Raw genomic sequence first — 18,994 nt, 5'->3', positions numbered from 1 at the left:
TGGCCTCACAGTCGGGTGAGTTCGACAAAGGTAACGAGCACGAGCCCCATGGTCCCGATGCGCTGCACCCGCAGTCGATCTGCTGGTCGATGGCGGTAGCGCCGAAGCAGGTCCCACCAGAGGGCAAACAGGGCGCCGTAGAGCAGAACCCGCCATACCCGTAAATAAGGTCGCGTCGCTTCGAACGCGTGTTGCCAGGTATCAACACTGCCCAGCGCCATGCTGCCGAGCTGTGTGACCAGGGAGGCGACCAGAAGCATCACCGCGGCAACTCCCAACGCCGAGAGCAGCGTGAGCAGCCGTGAGCGGTTCATGGTGTCACTGCCGCGTCGGCGTCGGCGTGATTGAGCCGGCCCGGCTCGGGATCACCTTGCTCGATGGTGCGTGAGGCCTCGGCCCCCCCGGCATGCCGATCGAGGACCAGGCTGGCGGTGTTGGTGGCCAACATCTGTCGGACCTGCAGTTCGGTTTGCAGCAGGCGAATTTCGCGTTCTAGGGCGTCGATGTTTTTCGTCAAGGCGTTTTGGCCCGGCTCGGCGGCAGCGATGTTCGGATCGTGACTACCGGCCAACAGGGTGCGTAGCAGTAGGAGGGCTTTGTCGAGCACGCTGGATAAGGCCGTCTCGCTGGCCAAGCGTCGGGCCAGTAGATCCTGATCGGGATCGTCACGCAGGGCTTCGATGACACGGCGGGTGACCGGCAGCATCGGACTGGAGGCCTTGAGCAAGTTGTCAGGGGTAGTCGGGAGAGAGCCGGACAGCAAATGTTGCAAGGTTTTCAGCCGCTCGCTGTAGGCTTCCTGGATCAGCGGCGTCAAGCCGCTGCCCGCGGTCGCCCGCAAGGTTTCGCAGCTGTCGCAGGTCGCGACCTCCGTCTCGCCCAAGACGCGAACGGCCCACTCGGACTCCTCCTGGGGCGACGCCCAGGTCTGACAAATGGCCCCGCCCTGACAGTCTTGGCTACTGATCGACGCGCTGTCCGTCACCGACCGGTTATGCAGTAGGTTGTAACCGGCGCGGACCACGTCGGCGGTCACCCGGATCGGCGTCTGTCCGCTGCCGCCAGCCTTCTGCCCGCCGACCCAGGACACCCCGTGGTTACCGTTCTGTGCTTCGGTATTGTTCACCGCGGCCACGGCATCCCCGCCGGTTTGCTCTAGATGGCTCTGCATTTCTTGGTTCTTGGCCAGTGCGCCCCAACCGGCGGGACCGACCTTGTCCGCCATTTTCTCGGCCATGGTTTGGCAGGTCAGTTTGGAGCGGTCGAAGTCGATGCGCCCTTGCATCACCCCGTTGCTCAACAACTCATAGAGGCCGGGGTTGGCGCGCTGGATGATCAGTGCCGGAAGTGACATCACGGCCTGGGTCGCGTTCTGCACAATGCTGCCCATGATTTGCTGAAAACCCTCGGTGGCGCCGTTCAACTGGTTTTGCAGGGTATTGCTCAGGCTCATGTTTCCGCACATCAGGTTCGCTCGCCAGGAGCCGCCGATCCCGAGACCGCTGGGGCGGTAGAACGAACTCGGTGAGCCCACCGCCGAGCCGCCGCCAATGGTGTACATCACCCGGTCATCGAGCACATCACCCTGAGTGCCCAGGCGGTAATCGTCTTCGGCAGCGCGGGCAAGGGTGGCCATGACCAACAACCCGCAGAGCAACAGACGCATCGCGCCCATATCCGGTCGTGTGAGGGGGTGATTCATGATGCACCGCCTTCAAAGTCGAGGCTGAATAGGAAGGTCTGCCCCTCACGTTTGCAGCAGCTATAGGGCCGCCACAGCGACCAGGCGTAGCCGCCATCGGCGCTCTGCATTGGCTCGCTGGGGAAAATGGCGCAGGTGGGCTGTACTTGGGGGGAGAGCAATTGCCATTTGTGGGTCGAGGCCTCGTTTTCCACGATCGGACCCGGCGGCCAGTACCCGTCGCTTGGCGCGGGCGTGATCGGTACATACACATGAGGCTGTCCGTGACGGGTAATGACATCACCGGCTCGCTGCGCCATGACGGCTGCGGCCTTGAAGTCATCGGGCTGCACCAGAAAGCCCTGACGGGGATAGACATTGCCCCACATATTTCCCAAAGCCTGCTGACCGATTTCGCGCACGCCAGGGGTGAGGGATTCGGGATAAACACTTTCCGGAATCCCGCGACGCCAAGCCAAAGAGTCCAGGGTGCTCAGGTAGTACGGCTGAAACGCGGTGGCACCGATGGCACAGGCATAGCCGGATTGCGCCGCCAATTGCGTCGCGACCACGCCACCGGGGTGGCCGATGCCATCGACATTTTTGAAGCGGGGTAGGTTGTCACGCAGGGTGTTGGGGGTGATCAAGTTGCCGCCGCCCTCTGCACCGCTAATCGGGCTGGAGAGGGCGGCCATTTCGGTCCACGGGTTGTTGCCGGTGGTGGCGTAGCTGGAGACAACCAGTTCAGGAATGAAATGCCGAACTTTGGTCGAGGTTTTGACTTTGCAGCCAAAGGGCGTACAGAACAGCCAAAAGCAGAGACCGACGACGCGGTATTCGAGACAGTTTGGCGACAGCGCGGAAGCCGTGATGCGGGCGCTATCCAGCGCTAAGCTGGGGCCAGATACCAGCAGTAGGCTCAGTGCCCACGAGCGCAGTTCAGAGTAGGCATTCAGAGCGGAGGACGCAGGCATGATTCAGGCTCTTGAGGTGAAAAGCCTGGTCAGGTTCGACGACCCCATGCGGGCTGTCAGCGCTAAATGCGAGAACCGCAAGATCGGTTTACACGGGGGCGATCGCGACGATTATTAGTCGGCGTGCATCATCTGCTGCAGGGCGCTGGGCTCGATCAGCAGTTGATCGGTGGTGATGCCCAAAATATTGGCGAGCTTGCACAGGACCATCAGCGACGGATTGCCCGTGCTGCGTTCGATTTGACTGACGTAGGTACGATCCACATCAGCCATGAGCGCTAACTGCTCTTGGGTGAGGTTCTTCACGCGCCGCATCAAGCGGATGTTCTCCGCCAGTTGCACGCGAAGTTGTTCGTAGTCTTGAGCCATGCGCGCAAATTGCGCTTTGAGAGACTCTCAATCCACGGGATATAGTCTACATTTGAAATGGTCTAAGCTACTTGATCATCATTGTCGACATTGAGCGTGAATTTTCTGGCGTTACGGTGGTCTTATCGACTCCTACTTCTAGCTACATAATGAACATTTAGGTGCCTATGGACGAAAACTTGATTTCAATTCCTGCTGCGGATGGTTACCCAAGTGTTCAGACCCCTTGGGGCAGTGAGTTTGCGTCGATGATCGAGCAGGGCGTGCACTGCGCTCACGCGTGGCTCGAGAGCAGCAGCGAGACTCCGCTGTGGTGGGCACTGGCGCAAGCGCGCAAGACCTTTCCTGTCGGTGACGATCAGGATGCCTTTGAAGCTGGGTTTCTATTGCGGATTCAGCAACGACTGCGCGGTGTAGCGCAATAGTCCCTTGCCCTTGCCCTTGCCCTGGCTCAGCCGCGAGGGGCCTGAATAGACGTTCCTATGGTGGATCTGGATCGATGCCGCGGGCGCTATCGATCCGTGCCGCGACCCGGTAGGCCGCGTCCAACTCCGAACAGCGGTGCTCCTGCATCAGGCTCCAGCGCTCGGCTTTTTCCTCGGGCTCGGTCATGGCCAAAGCCAGGTAGAGGCTGGGCGGCACCACCCGGAACAGGGTTTCGAGCTTTTTCGACAGCACCACGCCTTCGGTGTATTTGCCGGGCTCCTTGCTGGCCGAGAGCAACAAGGCTTTTTGCGCTGGCGTGAGCTTTTTGAACCGAGCGATCTCCTCAATCTCCGCCGGTGGCATGTTCAAACAAATCCACCACTCGATCATGTTGAGCATGGTCTGTGCGGCATTGGGGAAGTCAGCCAGGTTTTGCGTGGCCAACCAGAACCAGGCGCCGAGCTTGCGCCACATTTTCGTCCCCTTGACCACGAACGGCGCCAGTAACGGGTTCTTGGTGATGATATGGCCTTCGTCGGTGACCATGATGATCGGCCGTCCCAGATACTGGTCGCGCTCGGCGAGGTTGTTCACGGTGTTCATCAGGCTGATGTAACTGATGGACAGCTGCGCTTCATAACCTTCACGGGCGTAAGTGGCGAGATCAACCAGGGTCACATCGCTCTCGGGCCAGGAGGTCCCCGTGCGATCGAACAGTTCACCCTCGAAACCCTGGCAGAACAGGTCAATGGACTCACCCATTTCCTGGGCACGTTCGCGACGCTTCTCCGGTAAGTGTGGATCGGCGGCGACGCCGAGCAAGGCATTGCGCACATCGCGGGTCAGGACCTGCCTGCCCGCGGCGACGGAGGTCTGCGCGGCATCCAGAATGCACTCGCGGATCAGGCTGCGATCGGCGCGACTCAAGCGCGCGTCTTCCTTGGCTTCGCCGCCGGTGATCATCAGGCGCGCAGTGATTTCCAGTTCGCCCAAAATATCGCGTTGGTCTTCGCGATGGCTGGCGGTCTCATCGTCCAATTCATCGACCGACAGACTCGCCACCTGGTCCGCTTGCTCGACCAAGCGCCAGGCATCGGCAAAGGGCGCGAGGCTCACTGCGGCGCCCGGTTTCAATTGAACCTTGTTGACCGACAGGCCTTGCGTCGCAAAGTAGTCGCCTTGCAAACCAAACGAGTTGCCAGCCTCGATTATAAACAGCCGTGGGCGGTAGACGGCCATGACCTGCATCAGCAGGCTGACCAGGGTGGCCGACTTACCCGCACCGGTCGGGCCGAACAACAGCAGGTGGCCGTTCATGGCCCGGTCCAGGCGAGACAAAGGGTCGAAGCTCAAGGGCGAGCCGCCGCGATTGAACAAGGTGATGCCCGGATGGCCGGTGCCCGTGCTGCGACCCCAGACCGGCGCCAGGTTAGCCAGGTGCTGGGCAAACATCAGGCGGGTGTACCAATTTCGTGTATCACGCGCCGGGTTATAGGCCATCGGCAGCCAGCGCAGGTAACTGTTGCAGGCCCCCACTTCATCCCCTTCGCGCACTGGTTGTAGCCCCGCCCCCAACAACGCGTTGGCCAGACTGACCGAGCGCTGGTGCAATTGCGCTTCATCGTGACCGCGCAGGTAGAACGCCAACGTCCCGCGGTACAGCTTGTGTTTGCGGCCAATGATTGTCCGCGCCTCGTCGACATCCTGGCGGGTTTGGGTCGAGGCCAGGTTTTCCCCGATGGCTTTACGGGCCAGCCGACTCAACTGCTCCTCCAGCACATCCTGCGGTTTGACCACCAGGGTCAGGCTCATCACCGTGCCTTCCGGCAACTGGTCGAACAGCGCGTTCACCGCATCGCCCTTGCGAGTTTCCCCCGTCAGTTGGCCAATCAAGGGGGCGCGGCGCAATTTATCCACCACCAGCACCCGATGGGGCTGAGCGTCGAAATACCAGAGTCCGCGCTGCACATCCGAACGCGGTTCATTGAAGAACAACCGCTCGGCGAAGTCGTGATCGAAGGGCAGTGCCAGCGACTCGCTGTCGCCCGATGCCGGGTAGGCCACCTGTTGATAGAACGCCTCGGGTGCCTCATCGGTGAGCTCGGGTGCAGGGTTGAACCACGGCAACAGCCAGGCGTAAAGCCCCCGGCCGTCGACCCGCACCGTGTGCACTCCACAGGCCTGCAGTGCGGCACTGATCCGTTCGCAGGTCTGTTGCAGGGATTGCACCGGCGTGAGCCCCGTCCCTTCAGCGTCAGACTCAAGCCAGCGATAGACCACCAGCCGTATCCGCCGGTTATTGCCGTGCCAGGGCAGGCGCGTGACCACCTTGTCCTCAAACAGTCCACCAGGTTTGGCGATGGCCTGCAGGTGGCGGCGGCTGAGCTCCAGGTAGGCCTCGGTGAAAACGGTGCCGCGTGCGCTGTCCCGAATATAGTTCGTGAGCCGGTTCAGGTAGGAAGTGAAGTCATGGTCATCCTGACAGAAAAACTGCGCCACCCATGGCGACTGATCCAGCTCGTCAAAACTGTCCTGCAGGGCATCCTCGAGGGCATCGCGCGCCGCCATCAGCCAGTCGAGTTCGCGGCCTTCGGTGCCGAGGGGCAGCAGCTCGAACACCGCGCCCACCGAGCGATTGTCCTCCAACAGAAAGCACTGTTCGGTCTCTAGGTATTCGACCCAAGGCAGGTGATCGGTGAAGCTGGGGTGGTGCGCGTAGAGCGCGGCTTCATCGGCCACGGTGGCGCGAGGGCGCAATGGATTGCGCCAGGCTTTCCAGCCCTGAGCGCGGTTGTCCGCTTTGTCGTTGCGCATTACAGGTCTTCCTGACGTTCGCCGGGCAGCGCGTACTGCACACGCTGGTAGAACGGAAACACTGTCGAGTACCCCGGGACCGGCGCCTGCTCGGTGCCACTTAAATGCGGATAGACGTACAGCAGCAGATCGGGATTGGGTAGGCGCGGGAACAGGCTACGAATCTCGTTCTCCGCCGTACGGGTGTAGGGCTCTTGCACAGTCGAAGAAAGCTCCCCCTGAGTCAGGGGGCGGCGTAATTGCTGCCGAACCTCCAGCAGTTGCTGCTGAGTGCCCTGCGAGCCGGCGCCATTCCAGATGTCCAGCATGGTTTGCTCACCATGGGGCATGAGCGTCTCCTTGTCGGTGGAACAGCCGACCAGGACCATGCAGAGCAGGCTAATCCAGGTCAGGCAGAGTGGCATGCGATGGTTCATGGCGAACGCTCCGGCCGTTAGGCTCATAGTCGAGGGTGATTTCATGGTCGAGGTGCAGGGCGACCTGCGCGGCAGGAGGGACGTACACCGCGGCGAAGGCCTCGCCATAGAGTTTTTTGACCCATTCGCGGATATCACTGACCCCGCCACTGAGGATCGAACTCAGTGCATTGTTGCCCGTGCTGCTGGTGACCCCGAGCGTAGTGCCGCCTGCGTTGATCACGCTGCTGTTGTTCCGCTCATTCTCGAGCAGGGCAGCGACCCCGGCCCCGGCGGCGGTGATCAAACTCTGGCTGCCGAGGTACTGCTGGGCGTTCGAGCGACGCTCGCCAGCGATACACGGAATACCATATGGATCGGACAGGTAGCCGAGCCCACCGCGAATTTTGTCGGTGTTCGAACTCTGGGGGGTAGACGCATTGCGGTTGGCCACTGCCTGCGGCTGCGGCACGGTGCGGATGGTGCCGTCGTTGAAGACAAAGGTGATCGACTCGACTTGCCCGCGCACGCAGGACAGCGTCCAGTCACCGGAGGCGGTGCCGCTCATCACGGCACCGGCCACTTCCGGCAGGTCGATGCCATTGGCGGTCAAGTTCTCCGGACCCACCAGCACCTTGAAGGGGTAGGGGTCATTCACCGTACCGTCCACCGGGACCCGGCCAATCAATGCGGTCATGGCGACCGAACCCATTAAGGTCGCGTTTTCAGGAATGGTGTAGATCGGCTTCGCGCCCTCGCTACGCTCCACGGAGCGTGCCAGGTCGCGCTCACCCTTAGTGACCGCGCGCAACTGTTTCTGGCTGCGATCAATGGCGTTGTCGCCCAGACCCTCCAGCGCGTTGAAGGCGCGGGGAAAGTTTAGCCCGGAGGAGCTTTTTTCTTTGTTGTGAGTGTCGGCGGGCAACGTGTCCGAGGGCTCAATCCACTGGGTTGTCTCACTGGCCGGACCATGCCTGTCGAACTGCGCCCCATCGCCCGGTTGCAGTCCTAGGCCGACCGGCAAATCCTGGTTTTTGCTGGTCAGGCCGGACAACTGCGCCTGCAGTTGGGTCAGCAAACCCTGGGCCTGCCGGCTGTCTTGTTCCGCCTTGAGGCGAGCGTCGTTGGCTTGGCGGCGGCCTTCGTCGACCTGCTGGGTCACACTGCCGAGTGCGCTCTGGATACGCGAGTCGACACTGTTTTCCCGTTCACGCAGACGGTTGTTCTCTGTCTGCAGCGAGTCGTTGTTCTTCTTCAGGCTGAGCATGTCGCTGCGCATCGCCTTCACCTGGCCGACTAGGGTGGCGACCGTGTCGCGAGGGGTATCGCCCGCGATGCCGAGCGACTTGGCTTGTTCGGCGGACAGTTGGAGGTTGCCCTGATCAAGCGGACTCTCCGGAGCGGGCGAGCTACCGCTCGCGACCCAGGTTTTCAGGATGATCAGCACCACGGCCAGCAGTGCCCCCGGTACCAGCCACTTGAGCAACGCATTAGCTTTCATTGTCATCACCTCGCGCAGGGGGTGGGAGCAACAAAATGGCGTGCTCGAGGCCTGCGCCGCGGGTGATGAGATAGACGACCGTGGTGTCCTCGGCACTGCCGAGCGATCCGAGGAAGGCATGCTGAAAGGCGGCGGCAAACAGCCGGGCCTGCAGCCAGCGGGGATCGAGTTGCACGGTTGCTGAACCACGGTTGCGCAACTTCACGGCGGTCACCCAGTAATCACCGAGTCGCCAGGCAGCGAGGGGTGTGCTAGACACGTGTTCGCTTGGCAGCAAGGTCGGCAGCTCGGTACGTAGCTTGAGCGGCACCCGCCGTACGCCGGGCAGGGCCTCGACGGTGCGCAACGGCGCGTAGAGACTTTGTGCGGCATAGCGGGTCAAGGCGACCGGGATCGGTGTGCGTTCTGCAATGGGGGCGGTGCTCGGTTCGCCGCCGGTGGCCTGTGGTCGAGCGTTCTGGAGGATTCGCACGGGTTCCAGCGCTTGCTCGCCCAGGGTGGCCGCGATATCCAGCAGGATGATCTCGCCCGTCGCCACCGACTGCAGCTGTAATCGGGTCGGGGCAATCGCCTCCGCTGCTCGCAGGTACAGCGTGCCGCCGGTGGATTGCACGCGCAGTTTGCCGGTGAGTGATGAGGGCAGGCCGACGCGAACGTCCTCGTCGACAAAGACCACCCGTTCCTGACCAATCACCAATGGGATGGCGAGGGGCAGGCGCTCCCAGCGCATCAGCTCCACGGCCTGCGCCAGGCCTCCACACAGCGCCAAGAGCACGGCGGCCCCAATTGCTAACCTTCGTTTCATGGCTCACCTCCGGGTAGGGAGAGTTTTTGCGGCGTGCCCTGGTAACAATCCAACGCCAGCCCCCACTTGTTGCGTTCGGGATCTAGGTCAAACCGCACCACGCGCAAGGGATAACGCACCACCACCCGTTTCACCGGTTCCGCGGCGTAATACTCGTCGGCATTCAGGTCGAGTGTGACCAGCCAGCTGTCGCGGTCGAGTTGCTTGACCCGTAAGGCCGGATCCTCGCTGTAACCGCGGCCCAGCACTTCATAGACCCCGCGTACCCGTTGACGCAGCTCGCCGGCGGCCTGGCGGTATACGTAGTCACCGTCGAGGAAGGTCTTGCAGGAGGGAGTGAGGTAGGCCTCCAAACTGTAGATCGCGCGGCGATAATCCTGCTCGCCATCCGAGGGCCAGCGGTTAAGCTGACCGAAGATGTACAGGGCAAAGGCATAGACGTTTTCCGGGGGCACATCCCACCATTTGCGAGTGCTGCCCGAGCGCAGATCCGGAGGGACATGCACGGTCAGCTCGGTCGGTGCTGAGCGCCAGCCATACCAGAGTCCGGCACAGATCAAGGCCAGAATCGCTAGTGCCAGGCGCAGGCTGACGATATGCGCCTGCTGGGCATCGACCTTGTTCCGAAAGCGGCTCATGGCTGCCACCGCGACAGGGCGGGGCGCAGGCGACGCGAACGGCGAATGGTCCAAGCGCCGCAGTGCAGGATCAAACTCTCGCGGCCCAAGCGCCAGCGGCTGGCCAGAACCCATTCGAGTTGGCGGTACAACCAGGTTTCGGGGCGGGTGCGTTTGGCCCGCCGCAGCAGCGTGCCACCGACGAAGAGCACCAACGCCATGCCGGCGATCATGCTGGTCGGTACCACGGCAATCGAAGCGGTGGCGAGCGCCAGAGGAACACCCAAGATCAGCCCGAGGACTGCGCCGGAACACAGGGCGAGCCACATCTCATCATTGGTTAAACCGCGCAGTACCGCCGGATCCCGGTTGAGCCTCTCTGGCAGAAAGACCAAGGTGCCGTCGGCGAGGCATTCGATGGTGTCGTTCATGTCGACCTCACAAAATCGCGGCAGCCTTGGTCAGGAACCAGAGGATGATCACCACCAGCAGGGCCCCAATGCCGACCACCGCACCGAGGTCCTTCCAGGTCTTGCGCTGGTTCTGCACATCGGCATACACGGTCAGTGAATGCCAAGCCACCCCCAAAAAAGCGAGCAGGGCGATCAGCAGACCGAGCAGAATGCCGCCGTCGTAGGCGTAGTTTTTGATCGTCTCGATCAAGCCCGTGCCTTCACCCCGCGAAGGGGCTTCCATGGTCGGCAGTGCGGCAATGGCCAAACTTGGACCGAGCACCAACAACAGACCGATCAGACGCTGGCTGGCACGATCCCGCAGGTTGTTTTTCAGGGTGGCAAAGCACTTAAGCATGACGGCGATCTCCTGGATTAAGACAGGGTGAAAAGCATCAGGACCAGCAACACCAGCACGACCCGCGTGGCACTGCCGCCAAACGCACCGAAACGCACGCTGCCAGCCGCCCAACCCCGATACGCCGTCCACATCACCCAGGTACACCAGAGCAACGCCAGGACGAGCGTCAGGGAGAGCCAGAGCATCGAACTGCTCTGGGCTGAGAAGCCGGAGGCGATTTGGAACGCGGCGGTCTGTGAAGCCGTCATGCTCATGGCGAGGGCTCCGCGGGCAGAGTGTCGAGGCGGTAGTTGCCGACCAGTTCCGCAGGGTCGCGCGGTTGGGCGCGGGAAGGGGACAAATAGACCTGTATCCCTTGGCGGATGCGCTGAATGTCCTGGGTCAAACGGGGGTAGTCGAAGCGATAGCGTTCGACAGGATCAGATGTGACGGCGGCCTCGGCACGCGTGGCAAGGCGTTTGATCGTGTCGAGTTGCTGCAGCATCAGACTGAGCTGACCCTGCTCCTGGGCGGAGGCGGCATAGCTGCTGCCATGGAAGACGGCCAGTGAGAGCAGTAACCAGCAGCGAAAGGCGGTAGTCAACATGATTCTGCCCCCATGTGAATATGGGGTCAGAATTGAGCTAATAGAGGGGTTGTTCAGTAAGAAAAGCGAGTGACGGTGGATCGCTTTTTCTGGGGGAGCGCTGGAGACGTTTACTTACAGCTATGTGGCCCTTCAGGCTTTGGTGAAAAGTGGTTAGGATCTTTGGGCGACTCCGCTTTCAATGAGCTTCGTCGAACGGGTGATCTTCTCCAAAACTTGTCCGGTAGAGACAATGCCGCTTCGTTGGCCTTAGCTGGGGCGAAGTATTCCGGAAGTAATGCGACCACCCCCTCTTGGCTCTCGCTATTACATCTGTCTGCCGTTGCGCGCAGCGATCGCAACGGTCGTAGGCGAATCAGCAAGTGAAACGAATTGTCGTGTCGCGCCATCAAGCGCATCAATGCAACCCGCCTCGATGTCGTAGACCCAGCCGTGCAGATTCATGCGGCCCTGCTCGAGCGCGAGTGCCACCGATGGGTGGGTACGAAGATTCGCCAGCTGCGCGATCACGTTTTCGCGCACGAGGCCGTCGAGCTTCGCGCGAGGCGTGTCGAACTCATGCGCCGCGTTTATCGCTTTCGCGGCATCCGAGTGACGTAACCAGTTAGCGACCGCCGGAAGATGGTCCAGACACGTGCAGCGTGAAATCGCGCCCATTGCGCCGCAGTCCGAGTGGCCGCAGATCACGATGTCCTGTACGCCGAGCACTGCGACCGCATATTCGACGGTAGCCGAGACGCCGCCCGGTTCGGGACCATACGACGGCACAATGTTACCGGCGTTGCGAATCACGAACAGCTCGCCCGGTTCGCGCTGTGTAAGGAGTTCAGGCACCACACGACTGTCCGAGCAGGTGACGAACAACACCTTCGGATTTTGTGTCGTCGCGAGCTGCCTGAAAAGCTCGACGCGTTGCGGATAAACCTCGCGCTGAAAGCGCAGAAAGCCGTCAATAATGTCACGCATGGAGTCCTCCAAACCCGAATGCCGGATGAGGGTACGAGCATTCAATATGTCATCGTGCCGCTGTGGCCGTCATTATCGCAGACCTCGCGCACATTGGCTGTACTCGATCAACGGTGGACTTCGAGCCGCGACCCGTGCGGAGGATGTCCGAAGCACCCTGGCAGCCGCCATTTATCTTTCGCTGGCCTGAAAGGTGAGCGAATTGCCCCGCTTTTTATAGACATCCCTAACTGGACGCATTGGGCCAGGAAGCTCAGAATTGAGGATTGGGAAATAAAAAAAAAGTGTTGTTATCAGGGAACAAGGCGATACCAACTGTGGGGGTTGTCCACTAACGCGGGACTAACGGCTCCTTACGCCCGAGAGCTTGGGCATCTCATTAGCTCGGCTCTTGAGCGCTTCAGCAGATAGTATGCGTGTTGAACTCAGAGATATTTTTTGAATGTCGCCGTCGTGATGGCCATGGCCACCCCGAGCATCACGGCGCACGGCAGAAATACCGCCATGGGATTGAGCGAAAAGGGCAGCGACAGATAAAGGATCCAGGGTACGATCAGCAGTGGCATGACCGCTCGCTTGGCCCGGTGATAAACAAAGCTGCTTTCTCGTCCCGCACCGAATTTGCGCAGGTCGCGGCGCATCAGACCGTCAATGAAACCGGTGAACATGGCCAGCAGAAACAAGGGGGTCGCCAGGGCCAGAATGCTCAGACGCACCACAAAGGTGAAGCTGACATACACCGCCGCCAGGACAAAATCCTCAATGCTCACATACAGCTGATTAATCCCTCCCCACGAACCGTTGTCCTGGCTCGACATCCGCGCCTGCTGGGCGAAATCCGCAAAACCGGTGTTGATTAACAACCATTGACGGAGGAAGTCCAGCCACTGGACAACCGTCTGTCCAGGTCGCTGCAGGATCAGTGAGGATTTGAAGTGCTCACTGAGCCAGCCCAGTTCACTGCTCAGCATCGCCTGACTGTGTCGCCAGCCTTGATCGCCCCAAAACAGCAGCAGACCGACGAACTCGACCAGGATCGAGAACAGCAACGAGGCGATCAGCAAACCGATAATGCGCAAGACCAGGCTAATCGCCGAGACGATCAGCCCAGGGCGCTGGATGGGTTGCGGTGGAGGGCGCTGAGCTGAAGTCATCGTCCTTGACTCCGCGAGGCGCGCTGGGCCGACATCGTCATGGGACCTCCTGAGTAGGCCCACTCGTGTCCACCGCTACAGAGGGGCGGGGTGGCGTGACTCGGTCCGGATCGAAGTCGAGCGTGGGACCGCCCCCGCTCGCACTCCACCAGTGTCCCGCCTGCTCGTTGTAGCTGGAGCGCATCCGCTTAGCCAGCTCCTGCAGATTCTTGGGCATCGCATCGTCCGGCGAAGGCTTGGGCAGTGGCATGCGGACTTTCCAGAGCTGCCCTCCCACCTGGAAGGAGAACATCTGCCCTTTGGGCAAACTGACGATGTGAGCCGGCTCGATCAGGGGCACGCTGGTGCTGCTGACCCGGTCTTGGGAGGACGAGGTGAAGTCCGTGTTGGCCTCGGGGTCGGAGGTGTCTGTGGCACCCGAGACCAAGGTTTTCGTCAGTACGTTGATCTTAGGCAACTGTTGGGTGAGCAGCTCCGCAGTGGCGGTTTCGCGCACTCGGAGCATCTGCAGGGTGTTGAAATTACCGATGACCTGGCCGGCTTTCGCCCGGTTGCCGATGCGCGCCTCGATATCGCTGAGGGTCTGGGTGTACGCCGTCACCTGGATGCCCGCTCCGCCGCCCTTGTTGATCAGCGGAATGAACTCATCACCCATCAACTCGTTGAACTCATCGGCATGCAGGTTAATCGGTAGCTTGTCGGCGCTGCTGCCTGCGGAAGGCAAGCCATGGTCGATGCCATGTTTGTAGATGTGCCCAGCCACCGAGACCAGATCGGCGAACATGGAGTTGCCTACGGCGGCAGCCACTTCCGCGTCGGTCAGCGCATCCAGACCGACATAGACGATGCCGCGTTTGCGGATGATCTGCATCCAGTCGAAGATTGGCCGTGGATCCTCCAGATCAGTGTAATTGGGGGCCAGCAACTGCGCGGTCTTGCCGGTGGTGAGTTTTTCCAGCAGCGGCAGCAGCGAGGCGACGATTTTGTCGAAGTAGGTGCGGTCATAGCGCACTGCCGAACGCAGCCCGTCCAGCACCGGATCAAAGACCCGTTTCACTGCCAGGTATTGTTCGATGGCCACCACGCGCTTTTCGCGGCCGACCATATGCCGCGGAATGTTCTTCTCGTTGAGCTTGCCTTCGAGTTGGACGATCACTTCCCAGGCTTTCGGGTCAGTCTTGGCGAAAAATTGCTGGGCGTATTCGATAAACAGCGCGTCGATATTGACCACATGCCGTTGGATCTGTAGGTAGTCCGGGCGCCGGCCAAGCTCGATCAGGGCCCGGGCGATGATATTGACGAAACGCCAGGCAAACTCGCGAAAGGCGGCAGAGTTACCTTCGCCGCTGAGCTGACCGGCGATGCGTGAGGCCACCTCCGAGATCCGCCCGAACCGTCCTACGGCGTTGTAGCGGGCTGAGATCTCTGGCCAACCCAGATGGAACACATAGAACTCCTTGTCCCGACCGGCGCGGCGGGCTTCGACGTACATGCGTTTGAGCAGGTCAGCATCGCCCTTGGGGTCGAAGACGATCACCACCTCAGGTTGGATACGGTGGATGTCCTGGGTGATGTACACCTCGGCCAGACGTGTCTTTCCCACGCGAGTAGTGCCCAGCACCAAGGTATGCCCGACCCGTTCGCCCAGCGGCAAACTGACTTCCATCTCATCCGGCTCAACCCCATGCAATAGTGGTGAACCGCCTACGGGGGGCAACGGACGCAACGGGTTGTAGGCGCTGTCCCACGCGGTAATCCGCGCCAGTATCGAGAGCGGAAACGGCGCCTGCTCCAGACGCCGCTCAGTCCCGCGGGCCAGGCGGTAGCGGGTCGGCGGATCGACATAATGGGCCACGGCCGGGTCCTGGGCCTCAACCAAGCGTTGGGTGTGCAGGCGAGTCCAGCGAAAGCCGCGACCCATGAACAAGCGCTGGCGGCTGACCGGAATCTGTCGACTGGTCAGTTCGTAGCGGGGCAAGCGCCGGATATTGCGCCGATAGTGCAGCACGTCCCAGGCTTGGCGCAGCCGAATAAAACCGAACAAGGCATAGGCCAGCGCCGCGACCAGGCCGATTTCGGGGGTCAGCGCCACGGCCCAGGGCGAGTACAGGCACAGTACCGCCGCCGCAAAGCAGATTGCTACGGTGTACAGCTCCACCGCCGGCCGAAGCTTGGACTCCATCGCATGTTCGGCCATGGTCTGGGCTCACTGTTCCAATGCGCTGGCGCTGATCAAGACGGGGTAGTGCTCGATCTTCAAGCGGATGGCGATTTCGTTTCCGTTCACCGGAAGGATGGTGAGACCCGGCGCCGCGGCTCGAATCCGGGTCAAACTTTCGGTATCGGCGACTTCGACGGCCAGGCCAGCCGCGCCCATTTCGCGCAAGCCAACGGCGTGTTGACGCAGCCAGGTCAGCGACTGAGGATCGCCGCCCACCAGGAAGAAGGGTTGTAGGCCAGGCATGTTCAGGGCTCGTGGCGTGATCGGGCCAGGACTCAATTGGGAGCTGCGGACTGGCAGGATCCAAGCCTCATCGGTAACCGTGGACAAGTCGGCATGCATGGCCCGATCAGGCTGAGCTCGGTCACTCATCTGAGCTCCCGTCATGTGTAAATAGGGCAGGGTGACGTCGTCAGGCGAATTTCCGACCACGGTCAATTCCGCCTGGGCGAAAGATGCCCAAAGCAGGATGCAATAACAGATGAGGGGGATGCGCTTCATGGTGGAGTGACCTCGTTGAGGGAAATCAGCAGTCGTTCGAGTTGCCGGGAAAAGCCCGCGCGGTAGCGCGCAGCCGGTGCACCGCCCGCCGGGCGGTGATAGCGCCCGGCCGCCAACACCCAATCCCCGGTGACGGCGTGATGCTCACGCAGCAGGGCGGCGGTCACGGCGAGATTGCGGTAGGGGTCGAGGGCTTCGCAGGGGCTGGAGAAATGGTGTCCCTGATAGCCCAGATTGGTTTGCCCGAGACCGACATCAATCCGCTTCGCGTCATGCTGGGCGAGCGCCTGGAACAAGGCCTGGCATGCCGCTTGGCGGGTGGCGAAACGATAAGGGCTTCCGGCTATATTCAGGGTCCAGGGCCAGGGCAACAGTCGACCCCGGACGCGAATGCCACTCTCTTGCAAGGCAATGGCGAACAGCACCGTCGAAGGGATGTCGGCGCCCTGTGCCGCCAGTTGGTAGGCGGGTGGCGGCAGCTCGGCGGCCTGAGTCTCCAGCGTCATCAGCATGAGTACCAGGCTACTCAGTCGAAGCGTTGCCATTGCCCATTCACCTGTTGGAACGTGACGGGCAATGGCCCTGGCGCGCCGAGGCTGAACCAGTGACCACGGTCATGGTTCAAGGTGATCTGCCGACGTTGCACCCGAGCCGGGTCAATGCCGGCTTGCCGAGCCCAGGTGCGCACGTGCTCATCCTCACCTTGGCTGCCCACTAAGTAGAGATCGAATGCTACGTCAGCGCTTTGCAGGCGCTGCGCTTCGGCGGTACACGCGGGGCATTGGTCTTCCACAAACAAGGCTGGGCGGGGGGCGACCGGTGAGCTGGTCGGGGACGGGGACGCCATGCCCTGGATGGGCAACAGTCCAGGAAACAGCTTGGCCCACGCGGCGGTGTAGGCGTTTTGGTAAGCCAGTTCACGTTCGGCCCGTTTGGCCTCCAGCGTGACTTGCAATTCGGCATAGTGCTGACGTGCCTGGTCGGTCTCAGCTTCGATCCCGAGTGCGGTCAACGGATCGAGGTTCGGGCTCCAGATGCTGCGTGGCCCCGCTTGGATGTGCTCGAAGCGCGACCACTCCTGCTCGGTCAGGCCCCAGTTTGCCGCTTGCGCGGTTCGGGACCGTTCCAAAGGAGTCGACGGCGTGGCTTGAATCAATGACTGGGTCGTGTTGGGATCAGCCAGTGCAAGACCACTGGCAAGCAGCGAAACGAGGCAGACGATGGCGGGCAGCAGCGTTCTGTTCATGATCGCTCCTCACGGCAGTGGCACGGTTTGATCCGGTTGATCCGTTACCGCGAAGAGGGCGGATCTCGCTTCCAGCGCTTTCAAGCGCCAGGCGCCGATCTGCTCGCCGTTATGCAGCAGCCGGATATCCGCGAGCGAGCGACTGCCCTGCGGCGCGGTGGCCAGAAAGCGCTCGCCGGCGCGGGACTCGACAGCCAGCACCGAGAACGGTGGCGAGAGTGAGACAGGATGGGGGCGAGCGGTCTTTTTCGGTTTGGCCGCCGATGGTGTTAATGGCGGGACTGACGGCTGAGCCTTGAGCTCCTGGTGTTGCTGTTCGACCCGTTCTAGGCGTGCACGCAGTGCCGTCATGTCAGCTGCGGTGGCGCGGGCTGCCAGCCCATCGCGCAGTTCTTGGATCTCTTGCGCCCACTGATCCAACAGGGGATCGAGGGTATTAGCTTGTTGCTCACCGGTATCAACCGCTCGCTTCAAGTCGTTCAACGCGAACTGCAGTTTTTCCTGTGTGTCCTGCAGGGCACTTAAATCGTGTCGCAGGGTATCTAGGGTTTTCAGGCGTTGGGTGGTCGTACTCTGCAGCTCGTCCAGACGCTGGTACTGGTTATATAACTCACCGCTCAGGCCGGCGATCGCCAGGCACAGGCCTCCCACGATGACGGTTTGAAAGGTCGAAGCTTTCATGGGCGCGCCTCTGCTGAGTTGGACAACACAGTCGTCAGCGGCGGGGCGGGACGATCGGTTGTTTGTTGGGTGAAGCAGACCGAGCGATTGACTTCATCGACCGTGAGTGGCCAGGCCGGACCGGCCAGTACCTGAAGCGCGTTACGCAAGGTGATTGGGCCAAGCCGGTAGTGCGCTGCAGGCAAGGGGCGGGTAAAGAGCACCTGCACCGCTGGGCTGGCCGGGCAGAGCGAGTAGCCCGAACGTTGTAGTACGTGGTGCAGGGCGTCTTGCACCGATGGGCTCAGGTTAGAGGGAATGGTGACTTCGATAATTTGCGCGAGAAGGTCCTGCTGCTCCGTGGTCGGCTCGATACTGACCAGCGTATAGCGGCCGGATCGAAGCTCTGGCTGACTGCCTTCGGTAGTCCCTATCGAGAGTTGGACTCGATTGGAATCGCTGTCGATCAGTGGCTGGTGTGGTGAGGTGTTGGGGGCTTGTGCGGTGCAGGCGCTCAGCATCCCCAGCAGGCAGACAGGCGTGAAATAGTGGCCCATAGAAAGTTCCTTATGTCAGATTCAGTGCAGAGCCTGACATAAGAAGAAGGGAGGATTCCGTGAGAAAGTTGACTCAGGGCGGGTCGTTTAAAGCCACACGACTTCACGTCGTGACTCATCACCATCAGATTTTGGGCTTGGTGGGTGGGCTTCTCCAGGATGAAATGAACAAGGCGCCCGAAGGCGCCTGTAAGGGTTAAAGCCAGCCATATTCGGCCAAGGAAAGTGGACGGCCTTTACCCACGATGAAATGGTCCAGTACACGCACGTCGACCAAGGCCAGGGTTTCCTTCAGCCGTGCCGTCAGCAGGCGATCGGCCTGGCTGGGCTCGGTACAACCTGAGGGGTGGTTGTGAACCATAATGACAGCGCCCGCGTTATGAGCCAGGGATCGCTTAACGACCTGTCGCGGGTAAACGCTGGCGCCGTCAATGCTGCCGTAAAACAGGATTTCGAACGCGAGTACCCGGTGCTTGGCATCGAGAAAAATCACCCCGAACACTTCATGCTCTTGTTGCGCAAGGTGCAGTTTTAGATAGGCTGCCACGACGTCCGGCGAGACCAGGTCGGGGCCGCGGGAGAACAGCCGACGATCCAGAATAAGCAGGGCTTCGTCGATCACCCGGTTTTCTTGGGCGATACGATCGGCCTTGCGATCCGAGTGTTCAATCAGCATGAGTTGAGTGCCCATGGTGGTACCTCCGATGG

At 61.2% G+C, this 18,994-nt stretch carries 23 protein-coding genes; 1 reads left to right on the top strand and 22 read right to left on the bottom strand.

Going from position 1 to position 18,994, the window contains the following annotated elements:
- Positions 1-5: 5 nt before the first annotated feature.
- The 4 genes from KH389_RS17785 to KH389_RS17770 all read right to left on the bottom strand — a co-directional run bounded on the left by KH389_RS17785 (position 6) and on the right by KH389_RS17770 (position 3,024).
- A complete protein-coding gene (locus KH389_RS17785; protein ID WP_150782904.1) occupies positions 6-314 on the bottom strand; it encodes a hypothetical protein in 309 nt (102 codons plus the stop codon).
- On the bottom strand, positions 311-1,702 hold the full coding sequence (locus KH389_RS17780; protein ID WP_213605967.1) for an integrating conjugative element protein: 1,392 nt from the start codon (positions 1,700-1,702) through the stop codon (positions 311-313). The genes KH389_RS17785 and KH389_RS17780 overlap by 4 nt, the downstream gene beginning before the upstream one ends.
- The gene (locus tag KH389_RS17775) at positions 1,699-2,655 is read right to left on the bottom strand and encodes a TIGR03756 family integrating conjugative element protein (protein WP_213605966.1); all 957 of its coding nucleotides are present in this window, start codon (positions 2,653-2,655) and stop codon (positions 1,699-1,701) included. The genes KH389_RS17780 and KH389_RS17775 overlap by 4 nt, the downstream gene beginning before the upstream one ends.
- Positions 2,656-2,769: 114 nt before the next feature.
- Positions 2,770-3,024, bottom strand: coding sequence for a helix-turn-helix domain-containing protein (locus KH389_RS17770; RefSeq protein ID WP_213605965.1), 255 nt, complete (start codon positions 3,022-3,024; stop codon positions 2,770-2,772).
- Between the two features lie 167 nt (positions 3,025-3,191).
- On the opposite strand from KH389_RS17770, the gene KH389_RS17765 reads away from it, so the two are divergent.
- Positions 3,192-3,449, top strand: coding sequence for a LasR-specific antiactivator QslA (locus tag KH389_RS17765; RefSeq protein WP_150743703.1), 258 nt, complete (start codon positions 3,192-3,194; stop codon positions 3,447-3,449).
- 55 nt (positions 3,450-3,504) lie between these two features.
- Here KH389_RS17765 and KH389_RS17760 read toward each other — a convergent pair whose 3' ends face one another.
- The 18 genes from KH389_RS17760 to radC form a co-directional block, all read right to left on the bottom strand.
- Positions 3,505-6,264 (bottom strand): conjugative transfer ATPase, encoded by a 2,760-nt coding sequence (locus tag KH389_RS17760; protein WP_213605964.1) that lies wholly within the window; start codon positions 6,262-6,264, stop codon positions 3,505-3,507.
- Positions 6,264-6,680, bottom strand: coding sequence for a TIGR03751 family conjugal transfer lipoprotein (locus tag KH389_RS17755; RefSeq protein WP_420831944.1), 417 nt, complete (start codon positions 6,678-6,680; stop codon positions 6,264-6,266). Before KH389_RS17755 ends, KH389_RS17760 begins: the two co-directional genes overlap by 1 nt.
- Positions 6,643-8,160, bottom strand: a complete 1,518-nt coding sequence (locus KH389_RS17750) for a TIGR03752 family integrating conjugative element protein (RefSeq protein WP_213605963.1) — start codon at positions 8,158-8,160, stop codon at positions 6,643-6,645. The genes KH389_RS17755 and KH389_RS17750 overlap by 38 nt, the downstream gene beginning before the upstream one ends.
- Positions 8,150-8,965: a TIGR03749 family integrating conjugative element protein gene (locus KH389_RS17745; protein WP_213605962.1), complete on the bottom strand. Its 816-nt coding sequence runs from the start codon at positions 8,963-8,965 to the stop codon at positions 8,150-8,152. The genes KH389_RS17750 and KH389_RS17745 overlap by 11 nt, the downstream gene beginning before the upstream one ends.
- Positions 8,962-9,603 (bottom strand): PFL_4703 family integrating conjugative element protein, encoded by a 642-nt coding sequence (locus KH389_RS17740; RefSeq protein ID WP_213605961.1) that lies wholly within the window; start codon positions 9,601-9,603, stop codon positions 8,962-8,964. The genes KH389_RS17745 and KH389_RS17740 overlap by 4 nt, the downstream gene beginning before the upstream one ends.
- Complete coding sequence (locus KH389_RS17735) at positions 9,600-10,013, bottom strand: TIGR03750 family conjugal transfer protein (RefSeq protein ID WP_213605960.1); 414 nt, start codon at positions 10,011-10,013, stop codon at positions 9,600-9,602. Before KH389_RS17735 ends, KH389_RS17740 begins: the two co-directional genes overlap by 4 nt.
- A 7-nt stretch (positions 10,014-10,020) precedes the next feature.
- Positions 10,021-10,392 carry a TIGR03745 family integrating conjugative element membrane protein gene (locus KH389_RS17730; RefSeq protein ID WP_213605959.1) on the bottom strand — a complete coding sequence of 124 codons (372 nt, stop codon included), beginning with the start codon at positions 10,390-10,392 and terminating at the stop codon, positions 10,021-10,023.
- Positions 10,393-10,409: 17 nt separating this feature from the next.
- Positions 10,410-10,649 (bottom strand): TIGR03758 family integrating conjugative element protein, encoded by a 240-nt coding sequence (locus KH389_RS17725; RefSeq protein ID WP_213605958.1) that lies wholly within the window; start codon positions 10,647-10,649, stop codon positions 10,410-10,412.
- Positions 10,646-10,981, bottom strand: a complete 336-nt coding sequence (locus KH389_RS17720; RefSeq protein ID WP_213605957.1) for an integrative conjugative element protein, RAQPRD family — start codon at positions 10,979-10,981, stop codon at positions 10,646-10,648. The genes KH389_RS17725 and KH389_RS17720 overlap by 4 nt, the downstream gene beginning before the upstream one ends.
- Positions 10,982-11,287: 306 nt before the next feature.
- On the bottom strand, positions 11,288-11,947 hold the full coding sequence (locus tag KH389_RS17715) for a carbonic anhydrase (RefSeq protein WP_213605956.1): 660 nt from the start codon (positions 11,945-11,947) through the stop codon (positions 11,288-11,290).
- 425 nt (positions 11,948-12,372) lie between these two features.
- Entirely contained in the window at positions 12,373-13,101 is a 729-nt protein-coding gene (locus KH389_RS17710) for a TIGR03747 family integrating conjugative element membrane protein (protein WP_213605955.1), read from the bottom strand.
- Positions 13,102-13,138: 37 nt separating this feature from the next.
- Positions 13,139-15,298: a type IV conjugative transfer system coupling protein TraD gene (traD, locus tag KH389_RS17705; protein WP_213605954.1), complete on the bottom strand. Its 2,160-nt coding sequence runs from the start codon at positions 15,296-15,298 to the stop codon at positions 13,139-13,141.
- Between the two features lie 9 nt (positions 15,299-15,307).
- On the bottom strand, positions 15,308-15,823 hold the full coding sequence (locus tag KH389_RS17700; protein ID WP_213605953.1) for an integrating conjugative element protein: 516 nt from the start codon (positions 15,821-15,823) through the stop codon (positions 15,308-15,310).
- Positions 15,820-16,368 (bottom strand): lysozyme family protein, encoded by a 549-nt coding sequence (locus KH389_RS17695; RefSeq protein WP_213605952.1) that lies wholly within the window; start codon positions 16,366-16,368, stop codon positions 15,820-15,822. The genes KH389_RS17700 and KH389_RS17695 overlap by 4 nt, the downstream gene beginning before the upstream one ends.
- Positions 16,350-17,069 carry a TIGR03759 family integrating conjugative element protein gene (locus KH389_RS17690; RefSeq protein WP_213605951.1) on the bottom strand — a complete coding sequence of 240 codons (720 nt, stop codon included), beginning with the start codon at positions 17,067-17,069 and terminating at the stop codon, positions 16,350-16,352. Before KH389_RS17690 ends, KH389_RS17695 begins: the two co-directional genes overlap by 19 nt.
- Positions 17,070-17,078: 9 nt before the next feature.
- The gene (locus tag KH389_RS17685; RefSeq protein WP_213605950.1) at positions 17,079-17,750 is read right to left on the bottom strand and encodes a chemotaxis protein; all 672 of its coding nucleotides are present in this window, start codon (positions 17,748-17,750) and stop codon (positions 17,079-17,081) included.
- Entirely contained in the window at positions 17,747-18,286 is a 540-nt protein-coding gene (pilL2, locus tag KH389_RS17680; RefSeq protein WP_213605949.1) for a PFGI-1 class ICE element type IV pilus protein PilL2, read from the bottom strand. Before pilL2 ends, KH389_RS17685 begins: the two co-directional genes overlap by 4 nt.
- 196 nt (positions 18,287-18,482) lie before the next feature.
- Entirely contained in the window at positions 18,483-18,977 is a 495-nt protein-coding gene (radC, locus tag KH389_RS17675; RefSeq protein ID WP_213605948.1) for a RadC family protein, read from the bottom strand.
- Positions 18,978-18,994 lie beyond the last annotated feature (17 nt).

Origin of the sequence: Pseudomonas qingdaonensis (assembly GCF_018398475.1) — a bacterium.
In the GTDB taxonomy this organism is placed as follows: Bacteria; Pseudomonadota; Gammaproteobacteria; order Pseudomonadales; family Pseudomonadaceae; genus Aquipseudomonas; species Aquipseudomonas palmensis.
This window is presented reverse-complemented; position numbering and strand designations above follow the sequence as displayed.